16 protein-coding genes are annotated in these 18,044 nt (G+C 63.6%); 7 read left to right on the forward strand and 9 right to left on the reverse strand.

The window, feature by feature from the left end; genetic code table 11:
* Window positions 1–554: 554 nt before the first annotated feature.
* The 3 genes from EN808_RS01875 to EN808_RS01880 form a co-directional block, all read right to left on the reverse strand.
* Window positions 555–2,654, reverse strand: coding sequence for a mechanosensitive ion channel family protein (locus tag EN808_RS01875; RefSeq protein WP_135915012.1), 2,100 nt, complete (start codon window positions 2,652–2,654; stop codon window positions 555–557).
* Window positions 2,655–2,970: 316 nt separating this feature from the next.
* A complete protein-coding gene (locus EN808_RS36180) occupies window positions 2,971–3,147 on the reverse strand; it encodes a hypothetical protein (protein WP_167531294.1) in 177 nt (58 codons plus the stop codon).
* A gap of 119 nt (window positions 3,148–3,266) precedes the next feature.
* Window positions 3,267–4,298, reverse strand: a complete 1,032-nt coding sequence (locus EN808_RS01880) for an ABC transporter ATP-binding protein (protein ID WP_167531295.1) — start codon at window positions 4,296–4,298, stop codon at window positions 3,267–3,269.
* 767 nt (window positions 4,299–5,065) lie between these two features.
* Between EN808_RS01880 and kdpF the strand changes: the two genes are divergently transcribed.
* From kdpF to EN808_RS01915, 7 genes are read left to right on the forward strand one after another with little or no spacing between them, the layout of a single operon-like run.
* A complete protein-coding gene (kdpF, locus tag EN808_RS01885; protein WP_015315765.1) occupies window positions 5,066–5,155 on the forward strand; it encodes a K(+)-transporting ATPase subunit F in 90 nt (29 codons plus the stop codon).
* Between the two features lie 25 nt (window positions 5,156–5,180).
* Window positions 5,181–6,884 carry a potassium-transporting ATPase subunit KdpA gene (gene kdpA, locus EN808_RS01890; RefSeq protein ID WP_135915013.1) on the forward strand — a complete coding sequence of 568 codons (1,704 nt, stop codon included), beginning with the start codon at window positions 5,181–5,183 and terminating at the stop codon, window positions 6,882–6,884.
* Entirely contained in the window at window positions 6,868–7,107 is a 240-nt protein-coding gene (locus tag EN808_RS01895) for a hypothetical protein (RefSeq protein ID WP_245512084.1), read from the forward strand. The genes kdpA and EN808_RS01895 overlap by 17 nt, the downstream gene beginning before the upstream one ends.
* Window positions 7,104–9,197: a potassium-transporting ATPase subunit KdpB gene (gene kdpB, locus EN808_RS01900; RefSeq protein WP_135865677.1), complete on the forward strand. Its 2,094-nt coding sequence runs from the start codon at window positions 7,104–7,106 to the stop codon at window positions 9,195–9,197. The genes EN808_RS01895 and kdpB overlap by 4 nt, the downstream gene beginning before the upstream one ends.
* 11 nt (window positions 9,198–9,208) lie before the next feature.
* Complete coding sequence (kdpC, locus tag EN808_RS01905; protein ID WP_127275467.1) at window positions 9,209–9,772, forward strand: potassium-transporting ATPase subunit KdpC; 564 nt, start codon at window positions 9,209–9,211, stop codon at window positions 9,770–9,772.
* Window positions 9,773–9,829: 57 nt separating this feature from the next.
* Window positions 9,830–12,565 (forward strand): sensor histidine kinase KdpD, encoded by a 2,736-nt coding sequence (locus tag EN808_RS01910; RefSeq protein ID WP_135865676.1) that lies wholly within the window; start codon window positions 9,830–9,832, stop codon window positions 12,563–12,565.
* The gene (locus EN808_RS01915) at window positions 12,562–13,251 is read left to right on the forward strand and encodes a response regulator transcription factor (protein WP_127869947.1); all 690 of its coding nucleotides are present in this window, start codon (window positions 12,562–12,564) and stop codon (window positions 13,249–13,251) included. Before EN808_RS01910 ends, EN808_RS01915 begins: the two co-directional genes overlap by 4 nt.
* 24 nt (window positions 13,252–13,275) lie before the next feature.
* Here the strand turns inward: EN808_RS01915 and EN808_RS01920 are convergent, their stop codons facing one another.
* The 6 genes from EN808_RS01920 to EN808_RS01945 all read right to left on the reverse strand — a co-directional run bounded on the left by EN808_RS01920 (window position 13,276) and on the right by EN808_RS01945 (window position 17,982).
* On the reverse strand, window positions 13,276–14,712 hold the full coding sequence (locus EN808_RS01920) for an MFS transporter (RefSeq protein ID WP_135915014.1): 1,437 nt from the start codon (window positions 14,710–14,712) through the stop codon (window positions 13,276–13,278).
* 199 nt (window positions 14,713–14,911) lie between these two features.
* Window positions 14,912–15,394: a DUF992 domain-containing protein gene (locus tag EN808_RS01925; RefSeq protein WP_135881370.1), complete on the reverse strand. Its 483-nt coding sequence runs from the start codon at window positions 15,392–15,394 to the stop codon at window positions 14,912–14,914.
* A gap of 89 nt (window positions 15,395–15,483) precedes the next feature.
* On the reverse strand, window positions 15,484–15,960 hold the full coding sequence (locus EN808_RS01930) for a DUF992 domain-containing protein (protein ID WP_135915015.1): 477 nt from the start codon (window positions 15,958–15,960) through the stop codon (window positions 15,484–15,486).
* 210 nt (window positions 15,961–16,170) lie between these two features.
* Window positions 16,171–17,013: a tetratricopeptide repeat protein gene (locus EN808_RS01935; protein ID WP_127275461.1), complete on the reverse strand. Its 843-nt coding sequence runs from the start codon at window positions 17,011–17,013 to the stop codon at window positions 16,171–16,173.
* A 140-nt stretch (window positions 17,014–17,153) separates the two neighbouring features.
* Window positions 17,154–17,420: a 30S ribosomal protein S21 gene (gene rpsU, locus EN808_RS01940; protein ID WP_010911429.1), complete on the reverse strand. Its 267-nt coding sequence runs from the start codon at window positions 17,418–17,420 to the stop codon at window positions 17,154–17,156.
* Window positions 17,421–17,595: 175 nt separating this feature from the next.
* The gene (locus EN808_RS01945; RefSeq protein WP_127275460.1) at window positions 17,596–17,982 is read right to left on the reverse strand and encodes an SET domain-containing protein-lysine N-methyltransferase; all 387 of its coding nucleotides are present in this window, start codon (window positions 17,980–17,982) and stop codon (window positions 17,596–17,598) included.
* Between the last annotated feature and the right edge of the window lie 62 nt (window positions 17,983–18,044).

Consider the following 18,044-nt stretch of genomic DNA (forward strand, 5'->3'; position numbering starts at 1 on the left):
ACCGCGGGGCTGATGACCAACAGCGAAGATACTAAATTAGAGCATTCCCAACAATGACGTAGAAAAAGAGACCTGACGTCTTTTCAGATAGCGCGACGCGTCCACCATTTTGACGTCGCCGGCGTGGATAACGGCAATTGACGATGTTGTAATATATTGGCAAGATTAATGCGGCTTCCGGTATACTCACCTTGATTGCAAGCGTCATCTGGCGCCGGATCAATCCTCGAACAACCGACTATCCACCGACTTGATATACTGCAGAAACGCAGCAACGCTTTCAAAAAATGAAGTGCGCCTCACACTGGACGAGCTGATTGCGGCGATCCGTCGTGATCTTGATGCGAAGAAGCCCAGGCAGGTTAAACAGGGACAAGGACGGCGTGCATCCGCTTGTGATTCCGTGTGAGAAGGGGTGGAGGAATGTGGTGACCGGAGCTCGCGTCGAGATTCGTCCTACTCACTGGCTTGCCTGGAGCCCGGGCAAAGATGAACCGGCCTCGTTTCGGGATCAGACTTAACCCTCAGGATCGACAGTCAATGCCGTGCATGGTCTAGGCCTGACAGGCCGCTGCTTCAGCCTGGCTCATTTTGGCGATCTGCTGCTGTGCGGCGGCAGCGGTGGCGGCATCGCCGCCCTCGACGTGCACCGTCGGGAACGCGATCTTGATGTTGTTGTCCTCGAAGGCCTTCTTAATCATCATGAAGGCCCGGCGCTTGATCGGGAACTGCGTTCCCGGTTTGGTCGTCATCTTCATACTGAGCTGGACGGCGAAATCGCCGAACGCGTCGATGCCCTGCATTTTCAGCGGCTCGATCGTGTCGGCCGCGAATTCGGGGTCCTGCGCCAGCTCTTGTCCGATCTTCTTAACCAGCTTGCGCGCGAGTTCGACGTCGGAATCGTAGGTCACGCCGATCGTTATCTTGTCGATCACCCAGTCGCGACTCATGTTCTGGATCGCGCCGAGCTGGCCGAACGGAACGGTATAGACGGGGCCGCGGTGGTGGCGCAGCCTGACCGAGCGCAGGCTGAAGGACTCGACCGTCCCCTTGTATGACCCGCTCTGGATGTACTCCCCCACCCGGAACGCATCGTCCATCAGGTAGAACACTCCGCTCAACATGTCCTTCACAAGCGTCTGCGAGCCGAAGCCGATGGCCACGCCGAACACACCTGCGCCAGCGATCAGAGGCATGATCTGCACGCCTAACCCGGCCAGGATGCTTAGTACTGCCACGACGCCGATGAGGACGGCGAGCGCGTTGCGAAAGATCGGCAAGAGAGTTCGCAGGCGGGCTGCACGTGCTGCATCGTGCGGATCCGCCTGGGGTGCCGCATGATGGGGATCCGTACTGGCCAGACTCGATGCCTCAATTCTATAGGCGATTAGGGCCTTGGCGAGCTGCCAGAACAGATCCGCGACCATCAATATGACAATGGCGTTAAGCGATCCGGATATGATGCGAGCGCCCATCTCGTCGTGAGCAAAGGCCGCTGCTCTAAGACGCCAGACGTAGGCGAGCCAAACGATCGCCGCTGCAATGACCCCCGCCCTAGCGCCTCTGACGATAAATACGTTGAGCGCCACGCCGACGGCGCCACTGCGCTTGGCGGTGCCGGCGACCGCTTGCGAGCAATTACCGACGCCGCGCACCACGCTAGGCAGGAGCAGCGCGTACAAACCGATCCACAGCAATGCGAGCACCCCCGCGACCCAGACTAGCCAAAGTACAACCAGATAGAGCGTAAGCAGACAATTCTTGATCGGTGAGGCTGGCTTGCTAGGCCGCCGCCAAACGGTGTCGCAGCCGACGGCCAGCAGGCCAAGCCCGAACGAGAGCGCGACGAGCCGCTGCATGTCGGGCGAGAAGCCAAGGGCCGGCATGATGCTGACAATCGCCCAGCCGAAGAAAAAAAACCCGGCGACCGCGCTCACGCGTTGCTGCCAGAAGCGTTGACCCGCCTCGCGGCTGCCGCCCCGCTGATCGCTAGGGTCACTCTCAATGGGAGACCCCAACGCCAGCAGAGACTTGGTTATCGCGCGGATAGCGCGAAAGATGATGAAGGCGAGCAGCAGCGTCAGCACGATCTTGCGCAGAAGCGGCGGCCATTCGAACGCGAGGAACGAGCCGATGCTGGCTAGGGCAAATGTCAGCAAGGCAGCGACCTCGGACAGAACCGCCTTTCCGGGGTCAATCGTTGCCTCGGAAGTGCCCGACGCCAAAGCCCGGCGGACCAGCCACTCGGCGCCGAAGCCGACGACAATCAGAACTGCCAGGATCAGGACCACCAGGCCGGGCCTGCCTGAATTCACGTCGCGCGAGACGACGCCGGCGGCGTTGGCCAACTCCTGCGGGATGCGGGGAATGGCATCCGCGAGCGCGGCGAGACGTGTGCGAACGGCTCCCTCCCAACTCGCGATCGTGCCTTCTAGCGATGCGGCAGGCGGTTCCTCGGCGGCTGCCGGTATCTTTCCTTCGAGCCATTGCTTCACCTCAGGGTCGGACAGCAGGTTGAGGAACTGCCGTGCCTTTTCAGGCGGCAAGCCGGCCGGAGACTGCTGTGCCAAGGAGGTTCCAAGCAGTGCCCAAAAGAAAATCGCAATGCCGGCCGACAGCAGAATACAAATTCGAGTGCGCAGTGCTTTGCTCATCGGACGCTCCGGCTGCCCGTGGGAAGCCAGCCGGGAGCGAGCCTGTCCGCTTGCGCCGGCAGACGACAGGCGGCGCTGGGAAGGTCGTCAGGGCCAAGTTGCCCCTTTCTGTACGAAGGCGATGAAGGCCTGGCGGTCAAAGATGCGTCCTTTGCGCAAAGTCGATAGCAGGACGATTGTATTAGGTATGGCTTAAGCGCAAATTGCGCGAGATCAATCGGCGTTCGATCGCGTCGCCCTCGATGGGGCTTTCAAGGAACGCTTAGACCTTGCCGTCGATGCGACTTATCCGGTCGGCTGCACCGGCGGCTGTAGGTCAGTTGCGGGACAGGCCCTTGCGGCCCACAGCCATCGCCTTGAAGGTCCCTTCCAGGTCGACCACAAATTCCCCTTTGGTCTGTGGGAAAACCGTCGTGGTGTATTTCGCTTGAAATTTGGGTCGTCCGTCAAGATGTAGCCGCCCGGATGCGGAGGGCGGCTTCACCTGCGACATGCCGAATGGGCTCTCCTACACGGCGCGCTCAGACGTGCTTCATATGGTGCTTCGCCAATAAGTTCACTATGCGTTCGGCTTGTGCTGCGGAGCACCAGCCGCTGGCCAGGCTAACTAGATCATCGATTCAATTCCGGCTGTGCGCTGGAATGTCCGGTTTGCGAGGGATGATTGCCGTCGACCCACTGGACGATCATCCGGAATTGCACTTTCGCTTGCCAATACGCGCGATAGAAGTCGAGAAGTTCCCCCGTGGGTTCCGACAAGCGTTGGAAGCCCGAAATGAAGGCGACGACGGTGCCGATCGTCGTCTGCCCGCGGATGACAAGATAGCCGCCAACGATCAGGACCATCAGGGACCCAGCCGCGTTGGCTATGTTCAGCAACGTCTTCAGCCCGAATCTCAACAAATAGAATTCAAGGCGGTTGCTGAAGATGGTGCGTATGGTGCGAAAGGCTGCCCGGCGCTTCGTCGAGTGGCTGGCGAAGGAATTGACTGCCTGGTTGCCAAGCCTTCGGACCAGCACGACCTGCCGTTCCACGAGTGTGTTCAGGTCCTTCTGCATGTAAAGCGCAAGCAGGATCTGCGGCAGGAGTGATACGCCGCTGACCAGAGCAATCACCGGCTGCATGTAGATCATGTAAGATACGACGGAGATCATCATCGTGACGTTGACCACGCATTCAGAGATGCTGGTGCCGACAAATCCGCCAACATAGTCGATCTCGTTGCCGATGATGCTGGCGGTCTGACCGCTCCTTGCGTGCTCGCGCGCTGACCTTTGCGTGGCGACGAGAGCGAGTTGATCGCGCGCCGTCTTCACCACGCTCTCTCCGAGCCAGCCCTGATAGACGATCAGTGCGTATTTCAACCCCGCATGCAGGAGTATAGCCGCTAGATACAGGCCGCCGAGCATCAGCAGCGCCCGTACGTTCTTGTCGGCAATCGCCCCATCGACGACCCGTCTCTGCAGGTCGATGGGGATAAAGTTAGCCAAGGCAACCGAGATTGCGATCACGCTGACATAGACCTGATGCATGCCGCTGGCGCGCCGGACAAAATTGGGAAACTTCTCGCCAGCGCGTATCGCGTCGGCCATCGGCTTAAACGGGGTGAAGCGCCGCGCAATTGTCGTGAAAATGCCGCTCACCTTCGGTGCGCCTCCGTCGCCTCCATCTCCGGCCCAGCCGATAGGGCCGACGCACCCTGTCGGTGAGCAACCGAGCGGGCATCCTCGTTGCGCGGCTCGGTCGAAGTCAGCCCGGCAGGCCGAGAGCGGCATTTCTGCAGCGCCTCGATAGCCGGTCGCGACCAGTAGGGCTGGCCCCGGCCACGCCACGTTGGAGAGGTTGAGTTCTCGATCATCACGGTCTGATAGCGGAGAAGGCCGCGAGCCCCCTTGATCGGCATCAAGGCTGGGAGAATTTACGATCCGAGCTGAAACAGGAAGCCACGGTGTTGTTGGCAAAAGCACTGACCGGCGGCCATGACTGGTGGACCGGGAACCTGATGTGGGCCGGTCAGGAGTTCCAACAAACAAGGGCAAGCTTTCCGGGCGCGCCGTGGTCGCGGGGCGCCTGCTCTCGCTGAGGCCGCCCACTGCCGACAGACCCCGGCCGGGCAATCGAGCCCGCGCGGGAAACCTTTATAAAATTCCTATTTCTTTGCGCCCCGCGCCGTCTCGAACCTTTATGGCGATCGGGTCCATATTCGCACGACCAAGATTTGGTGCCACGTCAATGAACATGCGGCGGGGGTTGTCATGGTATTGCGAGTCTTTCCAGGAAGGCACGAAGTACAAAGCACAAGGAACAGGCAAAATGGACATTATCATGCTCGGGATCGGAGTTTTGTTCTTCGCCGTGTCCCTCGCCTACGTCAGAGCCTGCGACAGAATTTAAGCGGAAGGATCGAACCATGCTTGTCGACTACATCCTCGGTGGCGGCGTCACCTTGTTCCTGCTCGCTTACCTGACCTACGCCCTCATTCGCCCAGAGCGTTTCTAGTCCACCGGTGCACGGAAGCTACATCATGACCATGAACGGATGGATACAGATCCTCATCTTCTGCGGGATCCTCGTTTTGCTGGTGAAGCCGCTCGGCGGCTACATGCACCGCGTCTTCAACGGCGATCGCACGCCGCTTTCGTCGGTCCTCGGCCCGCTCGAGCGCGGACTCTACCGCATTTGCGGAACCAGCGATCGTGAGGAACAGCACTGGACCACATATGCGGTGTCCCTGCTGCTGTTCAACCTGGCGGGCTTCCTGGTGCTCTACTTCCTGCAGCGCATGCAAGGCAGCCTGCCCTACAATCCGGCCGGCATGAGCGCGGTCGACCCGGCGCTCGCCTTCAACACCGCCGCCAGCTTCATGACCAACACCAACTGGCAGAACTACGGCGGCGAAAGCACGATGTCCTACCTCGTGCAGATGGCCGGCCTGACGGTCCAGAATTTCGTTTCGGCGGCCACCGGCATCGCCATCGCCATCGCGCTGATCCGTGGATTTGCCCGCGCTTCGGGAAAATCGATCGGCAATTTCTGGGTCGATATGACGCGCGCCACGCTCTACGTGCTTTTGCCGCTCTGCATCGTGCTCACCCTTGTCTATGTCTGGCTCGGCATGCCGCAGACGCTCGGGCCTTATGTCGACGCCACCACGCTCGAAGGCGTCAGGCAGACGATCGCGCTCGGCCCGGTCGCCTCGCAGGTCGCCATCAAGATGCTCGGCACCAATGGCGGCGGGTTCTTCAATGCCAATGCGGCACATCCCTTCGAGAACCCCGACGCCATCTCCAACCTGATCCAGATGCTGTCGATCTTCGTCGTCGGCGCTGCCTTGACCAACGTCTTCGGCCGCATGGTCGGCAACCAGCGCCAGGGCTGGGCGATCCTTGCCTCGATGGGCGTGCTGTTCATCGCCGGCGTCGCCGTCTGCTACTGGGCGGAAGCCGCGGGCAATCCGCTGGTGCATGCGCTCGGCATCGACGGCGGCAACATGGAAGGCAAGGAGACCCGTTTCGGCATCGCGCTGTCGGCTTTGTTCGCGGTCATCACCACGGCGGCTTCCTGCGGCGCGGTCAACGCCATGCATGACTCGTTCACCGCGCTCGGCGGCATGATCCCGCTCATCAACATGCAACTCGGCGAGGTCATCGTCGGCGGTGTCGGTGCCGGTTTCTACGGCATGCTGATGTTCATTCTGATCGCCGTCTTCGTCGCCGGCCTGATGGTCGGCCGCACGCCCGAATATCTCGGCAAGAAGATCGAGGCCAAGGAGGTCAAGATGGCGATGCTGGCCATCCTGTGCCTGCCGCTGGCGATGCTGGTCTTCACGGCCATCGCGGTGGTGCTGCCGAGCGCGGTCGCCTCGATCGCCAATGGCGGGCCGCACGGCTTCTCCGAAATCCTCTACGCCTACACCTCGGCGGCGGCGAACAACGGCTCGGCCTTCGGCGGCCTCACCGGCAACACGCCCTGGTACAACATCACCATCGGCATCGGCATGCTGATGGGCCGTTTCCTGGTCATCATCCCGGCGCTCGCCATCGCCGGCGCGTTGGCGGCGAAAAAGACCGTGCCCGCCTCGGCCGGCACTTTCCCGACCGACAGTCCGCTGTTCGTCGGGCTGCTGGTCGGCGTCATCGTCATCGTCGGCGGGCTGACTTTCTTCCCGGCGCTTGCCGTCGGACCTGTTGTCGAGCACCTGGCGATGATCCATGGACAGACATTCTGAGGTGGCCATGTCCTGGTTCAGCAACAAGCGCCGTCATGTCAGGCATCGGCCCGATCCGGGGAAGGAGGGGCTGCCGCCTCCTTTCCCGACCATGTCGACCTTTCTCGGACTTGCCGGCGCCATGATCGCGCTTTGGCTGCTGGCCTACGGGCTTCCCCATCTTTTTTCGGCATCCGACCAATCGGCGCCGCACACCAACACTGAAGCCGGAGCTTCAAAATGAGCCAGTCAAAATCGGCCAGCATCATGGATGCCGGCATCCTGTGGCCCGCCATCGGCGGCGCCTTCCGCAAACTCGATCCGCGCACGCTGGCCCGCAATCCGGTGATGTTCGTCGTCGCCGTGGTGTCGGCGCTGACATCGGTGCTGTTCGTCAAGGACCTCGTCACCGGCGGCGGCGATCTGCGCTTCACGCTACAGATCATCATCTGGCTGTGGTTCACGGTGCTGTTCGCCAATTTCGCCGAAGCCGTCGCCGAAGGGCGCGGCAAGGCGCAGGCGGATTCGCTGCGCAAGGCGCGCACGGAAACCCAGGCAAAGCTCCTGGCCGGCGAGGACCGGACAAAGTTCAAGCTGGTGCCCGGCACCAGCCTGAAGGTCGGCGACATCGTGCTGGTCGAGGCCGGCGACATCATCCCGTCCGACGGCGAGGTGGTGGAAGGCGTCGCGTCGGTCAACGAGGCGGCGATCACAGGCGAGTCCGCGCCGGTGATCCGCGAATCCGGCGGCGACCGCTCGGCGGTCACCGGCGGCACGCAGGTGCTGTCCGACTGGATCCGCGTGCGCATCACCGCCGCCGCCGGCCATACTTTCCTCGATCGCATGATCTCGCTGGTCGAAGGCGCCGAGCGCCAGAAGACGCCGAACGAGATCGCGCTCAACATCCTGCTCGTCGGTATGACGCTGATCTTCGTGCTGGCCACCGCGACGATCCCGAGCTTTGCCTCCTACTCGGGTGGCTACATTTCGGTGACCGTGCTCGTCGCCCTGTTCGTGACGCTGATCCCGACCACGATCGGCGCGCTGCTGTCGGCCATCGGCATTGCCGGCATGGACCGCCTGGTGCGCTTCAATGTGCTGGCCATGTCGGGCCGCGCCGTGGAAGCCGCCGGTGATGTCGATACGCTGCTGCTCGACAAGACCGGCACGATCACGCTCGGCAATCGCCAGGCGACGGAATTCCGCCCGGTCAAGGGCGTCAGCGAGCAGGAACTGGCCGACGCGGCACAGCTTGCCTCGCTCGCCGACGAGACGCCGGAAGGCCGCTCGATCGTGGTGCTGGCCAAGGAGAAATATGCCATCAGGGCCCGCGACATGGCGACGTTGCATGCCACGTTCGTGCCCTTCACGGCACAGACCCGCATGAGTGGCGTCGACATAGACGGCTCCTCGGTGCGCAAGGGCGCGGTCGATTCGATCCTGACCTATGTCAGCCAGCCGACATCGGCCACGCACGGCATACGGCCCGGAGGCGATACCGTGCGCAACCTGCAGGCGATCGCCGACGAGGTCGCCAAATCGGGCGGTACGCCGCTGGCGGTCGAGCGGGACGGGCGCCTGCTCGGCGTCGTCCACCTGAAGGATATCGTCAAGGGCGGTATCCGCGAGCGCTTCGCCGAACTGCGCAGCATGGGCATCCGCACGGTGATGATCACCGGCGACAATCCGATGACGGCGGCAGCCATCGCGGCGGAAGCCGGCGTCGACGACTTCCTCGCCCAGGCGACGCCCGAGGACAAGCTGAAGCTGATCCGTGACGAGCAGGCCAAGGGCAAGCTGGTCGCCATGTGCGGTGACGGCACCAACGACGCGCCAGCACTCGCGCAGGCCGATGTCGGCGTGGCCATGAACACCGGCACGGTCGCCGCCCGCGAGGCCGGCAACATGGTCGATCTGGACAGCGATCCGACCAAGCTGATCGAGATCGTCGAAATCGGCAAGGCGCTGTTGATGACGCGCGGTTCGCTGACGACCTTCTCCATCGCCAATGACGTCGCCAAGTACTTCGCCATCATTCCGGCCATGTTCGCCGTCTTCTACGTCGCGCCCGGCCAGACGACCGGCCCGCTGCAGGCGCTCAACATCATGCACCTGGCGACGCCGCAGAGCGCCATCCTGTCGGCCATCATCTTCAACGCGCTGATCATCATCGCGCTGATCCCGTTGTCGCTGCGCGGTGTGAAGTACCGGGCGATCGGCGCCGGTGCGCTGCTCAGCCGCAATCTTCTCGTCTACGGCCTCGGCGGCATCGTCGTGCCGTTCGCCGGCATCAAGATAATCGACATGGCGGTCACCGCCCTTGGCCTTGCATAAGGATCGTTCCGATGCTCAAGCAAATCAGACCCGCGATCATCATGATCGTTTTCTTCACCGTGCTGACCGGGCTCGTCTATCCCATCGGCATGACCGGTATCGCCCAGGCGCTGTTCCCGCGCCAGGCCAATGGCAGCCTGGTCGAGAAGGACGGCAAGGTAATCGGCTCCGACCTGATCGGCCAGGCCTTCGCCAGCGACAAATATTTCCACGGACGGCCTTCGGCCGCGGGCAATGGCTATGATGCCGGCGCCTCAGGCGGTTCCAATCTCGGCCCGACCAACCCGAAGCTCATCGAGCGCATCAAGGGCGAAGCCGAGAAGCTGAAGGCGGAAAATCCGAACGCGCCGGTGCCGATGGACCTGGTGACCGCATCCGGCAGCGGCCTTGATCCGCAGATCAGCCCGCAGGCCGCTTATTTCCAGGTTCCGCGCGTGGCCAAGGCCAGGGGCATCGACGAGGCCAAGGTCAAGGCGCTCGTCGACGGCCAGGTCGAGGACCGGGAATTGGGCGTGCTCGGCGAGCCGGCGGTCAATGTGCTGGCTCTCAACCTGGCGCTGGATGCAGCGAAATAGTTGATGGCAGGCGCCGGGGATCGACACGGTCCCCGGCGCCATTCATGATCGGACCCGATGCCGGACGACAGAAGCAACGTCGAAAACAGACCATCCCCCGACGCGCTGCTCGAGCATGCCGAGCGGGAAGGGCGCGGCCGTCTGCGCATATTCCTGGGCGCGGCACCGGGTGTCGGCAAGACTTACGAGATGCTGATGTCGGGCCGTGCCAGGCTGGCCGACGGCGTCGACGTGGTGATCGGCGTGGTCGAGACGCATGGCCGCAAGGAAACCCAGACCCTGGTCGAGGGATATGAAGTCATTGCCCGCCGCAAGGTCGACTACAAGGGGCGTGTCCTCGACGAGATGGACATCGACGCCATCCTTGCCCGGCGCCCGGCGCTGGTCCTGGTCGACGAACTCGCCCACACCAATGCGCCCGGCAGCCGCCACCCCAAGCGCTACCTCGACGTCCAGGAAATCCTGGCGCGGGGCATAGACGTCTATACGACGCTCAACATCCAGCATGTCGAAAGCCTGAACGACGTCGTCGCCCAGATCACCCGGGTCCGGGTGCGCGAGACCGTTCCCGATTCCATCATCGACCGGGCCGACGATGTCGAAATCATCGATCTGACGCCCGACGACCTGATCAAGCGGCTCGAGGAGGGGAAGGTTTATTTCCCCAACACGGCGCAGCGTGCCGTCGAGAACTATTTTTCGCCAGGCAATCTGACGGCGTTGCGGGAACTGGCGCTGCGCCGTACCGCCCAGCGCGTCGACGAACAGTTGCTCAACCACATGCAGTCCCACGCCATCCAGGGTCCGTGGGCGGCGGGCGAAAGGGTGCTCGTCTGCGTCGATGCGCGTCCAGGCGGGGCAGCCCGCATTCGCTATGCACGCAGGCTGGCCGACAGGCTTCGTGCGCCATGGACGGCGCTTCATGTCGATACGCCGCGCTCGGCCGGCATGTCCGAGGACGACAAGGACAGGCTCGCCACGCTCCTGCGCCTCGCCGAGCAGCTCGGCGCCGAGGTGACGACCATTCCGGGCCAGAGCGTCGCGCAGGACATCGTGCGCCATGCGACGGCGAACAATTTCACCCACATCGTGGTCGGCAGGCCGACCCGGTCGCGCTGGCGGGAACTTATCGAGGGGTCGCTCACCTATGATCTGATCCGCAACGCCGGCGACATCAGCGTCCATGTCATCTCGGGCACCGAGCGCGAAACCGAGGCGTCGGCAAGGCGGGTCAAGGCGGCGGCCGAGCAGAGGCAGTTCCAGGTCTGGCCCTATCTGCTCGCCACCGCCTATGTCGCCGGTTCATTGGCGGTCACCACGGCGCTCGACCAGTTTCTCGATGTCCGCAACCTGGCGATCGTCTTCCTGCTCGGAGTGCTGACGTCGGCGGTGGCGGGCGGCCTGTGGCCGGCGCTCTATGCCTGCTTCCTGAGCGCGCTGGCCTTCAACTATTTCTTCCTCGAGCCGCGCTACACGCTGACGATCCGGGATCCGGAGAGCATCGTCGCGCTCGCCGTCTTCCTTGCCGTCGCGGTGATCGCCAGCAATCTCACCGCGCGCGTGCAGCGTCAGGCCGCCGCCGCCCGCTCGCGAGCGCGGGCAACCGAGGACATCTATCTCTTCTCCAAGAAGCTCGCCGGCGCCGGCACGCTCGACGACGTGCTCTGGGCCACCGCCTTCCAGATCGCCTCGATGCTGAAGCTGCGCGTGGTGCTGCTGCTGCCGGAAGACGGCACGATCACGGTCAAGGCAGGCTATCCGCCCGACGACACGCTGGCCGAGGCCGACATCGCCGCCGCCCGCTGGGCCTGGGAGCACAACCGTGCCGCGGGACGCGGCGCCGACACGCTGCCCGGCGCCAAGCGCCTCTATCTCCCCTTGCGCACGGGGCGCACGGCAATCGGTGTCGTCGGCCTCGACAATGACAAGCAAGGTCCGCTTTTGACGCCCGAACAGCAGCGGCTGCTCGACGCGCTGGCCGATCAGGCGGCGGTGGCGATCGAACGTGTCCAGCTCGTCGCCGATGTCGACCGCGCCAAGCTCGCCGCCGAAGCCGACCGGTTGCGTTCGGCCCTGCTGACCTCGATTTCGCATGACCTGAAGACGCCGCTCGCGGCCATCATGGGAGCGGCCGGCACACTCAAGGAGTTCGCGCCTGATCTGCCCGAGCAGGACAGGGTGGAGCTTCTGTCGGCGGTGATCGACGAATCGGAACGGCTGAACCGCTTCATCGCCAACCTGCTCGACATGACCAAGATCGAGTCCGGTGCGATGGAGCCGAACTACGCCCTCCACTATCTCGGCGATATCGTCGGCACGGCGCTCGACCGCGCCCGCAAGATCACCAGCGAACACAAGATCGAGGTCGATATTCCGCCCGACTTGCCGATGGTTAGGCTTGATCCCGTGCTGTTCGAGCAGGTCCTGTTCAACCTTCTCGACAATGCCTCGAAATATTCGCCGCCCGGCTCGACGATCCGCGTCCAGGGATGGACCGACAATGGCTCCGTCGTCGTGCAGATCATGGATGAGGGGCCGGGCATTCCGGCGCAGGACCTGGAACGCGTGTTCGACACTTTCTACCGGGTGCGCAAGGGTGATCAGGTGCGCGCCGGCACCGGGCTCGGCCTGTCGATCTGCCGTGGCTTCGTCGAGGCGATGGGCGGCACGATCACGGCCGCCAACCGGACCGACCGCTCCGGTGGCGCCTTCACCATCCGGATGCCGGTGCCGGCGGAATTGCCCGATGTCGGCAATGGCGGCGACGAGCCCGGCGAGGATCAGCCTCGATGACCAATTCCAATGTCAGGATACTGGTTGTCGATGACGAGCCGCCGATCCGCAAGCTGCTGCGGGTCGGCCTCGCCAGCCAGGGTTACGCGGTCAGCGAGGCGCCGAACGCCAAGGTGGCGATCGAGCTGATCGAACAGGAAAAGCCCGACCTGGTGTTGCTCGATCTCGGCCTGCCCGGCATGGGGGGGCATGACCTCCTGCGCCAATGGCGTGACGGGGGCATCGACATTCCTGTCGTCATCCTCTCCAGCCGCACCGACGAGGCCGGCATCGTCAGCGCGCTCGAACTCGGCGCCGACGATTATGTCACCAAGCCGTTCGGCATGAACGAACTGGTGGCCCGCATCCGCGTGGCGCTGCGGCACAAGTTCCAGCAACAGGGCGAGAAGCCCGTTTTCCAGAGTGGAGACCTCAGCGTCGATCTGGTCAAGCGCATCGTCAGGGTCGAGGACCGGGAGGTGAAGCTCTCGCCGAAGGAGTACGACATACTGCGCATCCTGGTGCAGCACGCCGGCAAGGTGCTCACCCACCACTTCATCCTGAAGCAGATCTGGGACGATTCGACCGACGTGCAGTATCTCAGGGTCTATGTGCGCCAGCTTAGGCAGAAGATCGAAAAAACCCCCGACCAGCCGCGCTACATCACCACCGAAACCGGTGTCGGCTATCGGCTGCGCGTCGAGTGAACAACCCGTCCGCCGGAACCGGCGTCAGCCGATGACCGCGAGCGGCCGATTTGCCGCCGCTGATGTCCGCAAGGCGGCGAGACAGCCAAGAATGCCGAGCGGCACGAAGGCAAGGAACAGCCAGCTCGCGACATCAGCGGCCGCGTCATGGGTGAGGCCCTGCGAAAAACCGCTGGCATTGGCGACGATGCCGGCAAGGGCGGCACCCACGGCATAGCCGATGCGCTGCATGGTTGGCACCGCGGCCGAGGCAATGGTCTGCTCGTCGTCCGGGGCGGAGGCGACGATGACGCGGGTCAGGAACGGCCAGGAAATGCCGAAGCCGCCGCCCTGCAACAGGGCGCAGACCAGGATCAGCGGGATCGAGCCCAGCGGTATCGTGTAGGCGAAGCCGGCGATGCCCGCCGCGATCATCAGTGCGCCGCAGACGATGATCAGCCTTTCGCGCCGCGGCGGCGCGTTGGCGACGAGGATCGACAGGATCGACCAGGCGATCGATTCGGCGGCGATGATGTAGCCGGTGGTCAGCAGCGGAATGTCGTGCAGGCTGGTCAGCAGCAGCGGTCCGTAGACGCCGAAGGAGCAGGTCGCGATGGAAAAGGCGGCGACCATGGTCATGCCGGCGCCCACTGGCGTGCGCCACGAGAACAGCCGCGCCGGGAAAAGCCGGGAGCGCGGCTTCAGCGCGTCGATGTAGAAGAACAACGCCAGCCCGGCGAGGCCCAGCACGATCAGCAGCGAGGAACGCAACAGGGCGATGTCGACGCCGGCCGAGGCAATCAGCACCACGGCGATGGCAAGGCAGCCAAGCGCCATGAACGGGAAGGGCGGCGCCTTGCCGGCTCCGGTGCTGGGCCTTGTCGCTTCCGGTGTGTCGAGCACGAGGAAGCTTGCCAGCGCCATGGCGGTGCCGCCGAGAGTGAAGACGCCGAAGGCCCAGCGCCACGACAGCAATTCGGTCATAACAGCGCCGAGCAGGGGACCGCTGAAGGCAGCGACGCCCCAGATCGCCGACATGATGCCGAAAAGCTGCGGCCAGATGGCACGCGAAAACAGCCGCTCGACCGAGACGAAGGCCAGCGACACCAGCGCGCCGCCGCCCAGCCCCTCGATCAGACGGCCGGCCAGGAACAATTGCATCGAAGGCGAGGCGGCGCAGATCAGCGCCCCGGCAGCATAAAGAAGCGCCGCGACCACCATGTTGGTGCGCAGCGCCACATAGCTCACCAGCCGTCCGGCCGCGGCACCGGCGACGATGGCGCCGAGTTCGTAGATCGCCAGCGACCAGCCGACGAGTTGCACGCCGGCCAGTTCACCGACCATGGCCGGCATGACCGTCGCCACCATCGTCTCATTGGTGGCGTGCAGCAGGATGCCGAGGCTGATGAAGCAGAAGCGCGCCAGGTCGCCGCTCGCCCACAATGCGCGCCAATCGACCTTCCTTGTGCTGATTTCAGTCATGTCCATCCCTGCTTTGCATATCTTGCTGCAGCCACATGGCACCAGAGGCCAGCGCGAGGCTTCCGGCAGGACCATGCGCGCCGCGTCGAGACGCGGCCTTGCTCGGGACGGGCTTGTAGAACCTCAACCTCGGTTGAGCTCAAGCGATTTTTTCGAGGTATGTTTGGGCCAGTGTCGTCCTGGATGGATCGCTTGGCGATCAGTTCTCGGTGCTGCGTAGCTGGAACTGGCTGACGCCGATGGCGAGATTGATGCCGGTCTGCGTCTGCAGGCTGAGCGGCTGCAGGGTGAAGGCCTGCGAGGAGCCGCCGACCAGCAGATTGGCGCCGGCGCCGACGGCGGCGGTCACTTCGGCGCTGGCGCCGACATAGTCACCCGCCAATGCGCCCGGCGCGTAGATGTTCTTCAGCGGCGTCAGCACCAGCCAGCGCATCACCGCCTGCTTGGTCGTGCCGATGTCGAGGCCGTATTTGTTGACGGCGCCGAAATAGGCTTCCGGCGCGAAGCTCTTGTCGGCCGGGGTGAAGGTGCAGCTCAGGTCCTTGCTCGAGCCGAAGATGAAGCCAGTGCCGCCTGATATGGCGCATTCAAGCGTGCCGAGCTCCACGCCCTGGTCTTGCGCTTGTGCCGTGCCGGCAAGCACGGTTGCGATCATGGCAGCGGCGATGGCTGTCCTCGGCATGGCGTCCCCCAAAGATCAAACGGCGCGGAACCATCCTATCCGGTTCCGCGCCGCCGAGTGAAGGGCCTGGAGCCAAGGCTCCAAACCGCTTATTTGAGCGAGTGGATCAGTTCCAGCGAAGTCACCGCCACGGCGAGGTTGACGCCGGTCTGCGCCTGGACGCTGAGCGGCTCCAGCATGAAGGCGCTGTCGAAGCCGCCGACCAGCAGGTTGGCGCCGCCGCCGGTCACGACGCTCGCCTCGGCGTTGACGCCGTAGTAGCTACCGGCAAGGTCGCCCGCGTCACGGTCGCGCGTCGCGGCAAAAACCGCCCAGACGAGCTGGCCCTGGTGCGTCTTGCCGAGATCGACACCGATCTTGGAGATGACGCCGGTATAAATTTCCGACGGCCCGTGATGATGGGGCCGGAAGACGCAGGACACGCCCTTGTTGGAAGCGACGATATAGCCGGTGCCGCCATCGATGGTGCAGTCGAGCGTGCCGAGTTGCAGCCTGCCGGCGCTGGCCGGGGCGGCGGCGAATACGGTCGTTGCAAGGGCGGCGGCGCAGACGAGTTTCTTGATCATGGGAGGGTCCTTTCGCAGTCAGTCTTCAATAACGTCTCGGGTCCGGCGACCGTTCCGCTGAAAACTTGGCGCGAACAAGGCAAGGGTTAACGGCTTGCCACCGCGGTTAACACAGGGTTGCCGGTTTGATGGCGATCCGACGCGCCGCGTGTCCTTTCGGACACGCACATGATGCAGTGGGGCGCTTGGCGCGGGCCTGCGGAGCCAGTGTCAGCTGACGCGGGCGAGGCCGTCCTTGGCCGGCTGGTAGCTGGGGTTGAGGCGCACGGCCTCGCGATAGGCCTTCGCCGCCTTGGCCTTGTCGCCGCGCCGTTCGTAGATCAGCGCCTGGTTGGCCCAGGCCTCGGCGTTCTGGCCATCGAGCTTGATGGCCATGTTGAAGTCGGAGAAGGCATTGTCCTCGTCGCCGGTCGCCAGATAGGAAAGGCCACGGCCGTTGTAGGGCTCGGCGGCATCCGGCGCCAGCGAGATGGCGGTCGAGAAATCCTCGATGGCGAATTTGTGCTGGCCCTGGCTCTGATAGATCAGGCCGCGATTGTGGTAGGCACGGGCGTCCGTCGTGTCGAGCTGGATCGCTTTCTGGAAGTCGTTGAAGGCATCCTGGGTGCGGCCCGCCTTGCGGTAGAGATTGCCGCGGCCGATATAGGCGGCGTCGTAATTGCCGTTGATCTGGATCGAGCGGTTGTAGTCCGCCAGCGCCGCTTCCTGGTTGCCGAGGAAGCGCTGGATCAGCGCGCGGTTCGAATAGGCCTGATAGAAATTCGGATTGAGCTGGATGGCCTGGTTGAAGTCCTTGAGCGCCGCCTGGTACTGGCCGCCGCGGCCATAGGCCGAACCACGAACATTGTAGCCTTCGGGATCCTGGGGATTGCGCTGGATGACAGCGGACAGCGAGGAGATGTTCTCGCTCGACCCTTGCGCCTTGTCGATGTTGTTGAATTCGCCGGCCGGGCCCGATGTCTGGCAGCCGGCAAGTACCAGTCCGGAAAGCAGGGCCGCTGTCAGGGCGAAACCACGCAATGCGGTTCCGCGCTCCACGCTTGTTGCGTTCATGTCTGCCCTGTCCTCACTTGCGCCGTCGTTCAGGTCCGGTTCCCCCTCCGGGCCGGGTCACAATCAAAATAAAAGGGTGGCGGCGATTCCGCATCGCGCCACCCTGGTATCCTTCGAAAAGGACGAAATATTGGCGATAATCAGCGCGGCGGACGCGCTGCGCCGGCGGCACCGCCAGCAGCAACCGGACGCGGGGTCATCGGCAGCAGGCCTTCGCGCTGTGCGCGCTTGCGGGCCAGCTTGCGGGCGCGGCGAACGGCTTCGGCCTTTTCACGGGCGCGCTTCTCGGAAGGCTTCTCGTAGTGGCCGCGCATCTTCATTTCGCGGAAAATGCCTTCGCGCTGCATCTTCTTCTTCAGCGCGCGAAGCGCCTGATCAACGTTATTGTCGCGGACGAGTACCTGCACGGGCAATCCTGTCTTTCGGGTTTGATATCAACAGGCAAGCAGCCATAGCCACAAGCCTCCGCGGCGCTCGACACCACGAATTGTGGCGGCTGATAGCAGAATCAAGCCTCGCTGTCCACAGTCGAAATGACGGACGGCAGCCAAATTGCCACGGTCGCCTGGAGATAGGGCGCCGTTACGCCGTGGCCAGGTGCAACCGCTCGAAATCCTCGAAGAACTCACCGTAATCACAGGTGATCTCCTCGCCGACGGCGATATCCCGAGTCGCGGTGGCGCCGCCATAGCGCGAAAAATCGGTGTTCGGGGTCGCCGAATGGTTCATGAAGCGGCCATTGTCGACCTCATAGACCATGAAGCCGGGCTTGTCCGGGCTCGGATAGGCGTAACGGTCGAGCAGTTCCTTCAGGGGCGGCGAGGCCGCCTCGTATTTTTCCATCGGGATCAGCCGATCGAAATCCGGATCGAGGCGCCAGATCGAGGCGCCCTTGCGGATCGGCTCGGCGGCGAACATGCCGACGCCTTCGATTGCGCTCTGCGCGACATAGGTTCGGATCAGCATCATGGTTCCAGGACCCGTCTTGGCAAGAAGACCCGTTTCGACAGGAAACGGAATCGCCAAATCGC

This window comes from Mesorhizobium sp. M8A.F.Ca.ET.165.01.1.1, from assembly GCF_004792065.1.
Taxonomy (GTDB): domain Bacteria; phylum Pseudomonadota; class Alphaproteobacteria; order Rhizobiales; family Rhizobiaceae; genus Mesorhizobium.

Excerpts from the sequence above, each read along its gene's own strand:
- EN808_RS01875 (WP_135915012.1), bottom strand. The coding sequence starts at position 2,654 with ATGAGCAAAGCACTGCGCACTCGAATTTGTATTCTGCTGTCGGCCGGC.
- EN808_RS36180 (WP_167531294.1), bottom strand. The coding sequence starts at position 3,147 with ATGTCGCAGGTGAAGCCGCCCTCCGCATCCGGGCGGCTACATCTTGAC.
- kdpF (WP_015315765.1), top strand. The coding sequence starts at position 5,066 with ATGCTTGTCGACTACATCCTCGGTGGCGGCGTCACCTTGTTCCTGCTC.
- kdpA (WP_135915013.1), top strand. The coding sequence starts at position 5,181 with ATGACCATGAACGGATGGATACAGATCCTCATCTTCTGCGGGATCCTC.
- EN808_RS01895 (WP_245512084.1), top strand. The coding sequence starts at position 6,868 with ATGGACAGACATTCTGAGGTGGCCATGTCCTGGTTCAGCAACAAGCGC.
- kdpB (WP_135865677.1), top strand. The coding sequence starts at position 7,104 with ATGAGCCAGTCAAAATCGGCCAGCATCATGGATGCCGGCATCCTGTGG.
- kdpC (WP_127275467.1), top strand. The coding sequence starts at position 9,209 with ATGCTCAAGCAAATCAGACCCGCGATCATCATGATCGTTTTCTTCACC.
- EN808_RS01910 (WP_135865676.1), top strand. The coding sequence starts at position 9,830 with ATGCCGGACGACAGAAGCAACGTCGAAAACAGACCATCCCCCGACGCG.
- EN808_RS01915 (WP_127869947.1), top strand. The coding sequence starts at position 12,562 with ATGACCAATTCCAATGTCAGGATACTGGTTGTCGATGACGAGCCGCCG.
- EN808_RS01920 (WP_135915014.1), bottom strand. The coding sequence starts at position 14,712 with ATGACTGAAATCAGCACAAGGAAGGTCGATTGGCGCGCATTGTGGGCG.
- EN808_RS01925 (WP_135881370.1), bottom strand. The coding sequence starts at position 15,394 with ATGCCGAGGACAGCCATCGCCGCTGCCATGATCGCAACCGTGCTTGCC.
- EN808_RS01930 (WP_135915015.1), bottom strand. The coding sequence starts at position 15,960 with ATGATCAAGAAACTCGTCTGCGCCGCCGCCCTTGCAACGACCGTATTC.
- EN808_RS01935 (WP_127275461.1), bottom strand. The coding sequence starts at position 17,013 with ATGAACGCAACAAGCGTGGAGCGCGGAACCGCATTGCGTGGTTTCGCC.
- EN808_RS01945 (WP_127275460.1), bottom strand. The coding sequence starts at position 17,982 with ATGATGCTGATCCGAACCTATGTCGCGCAGAGCGCAATCGAAGGCGTC.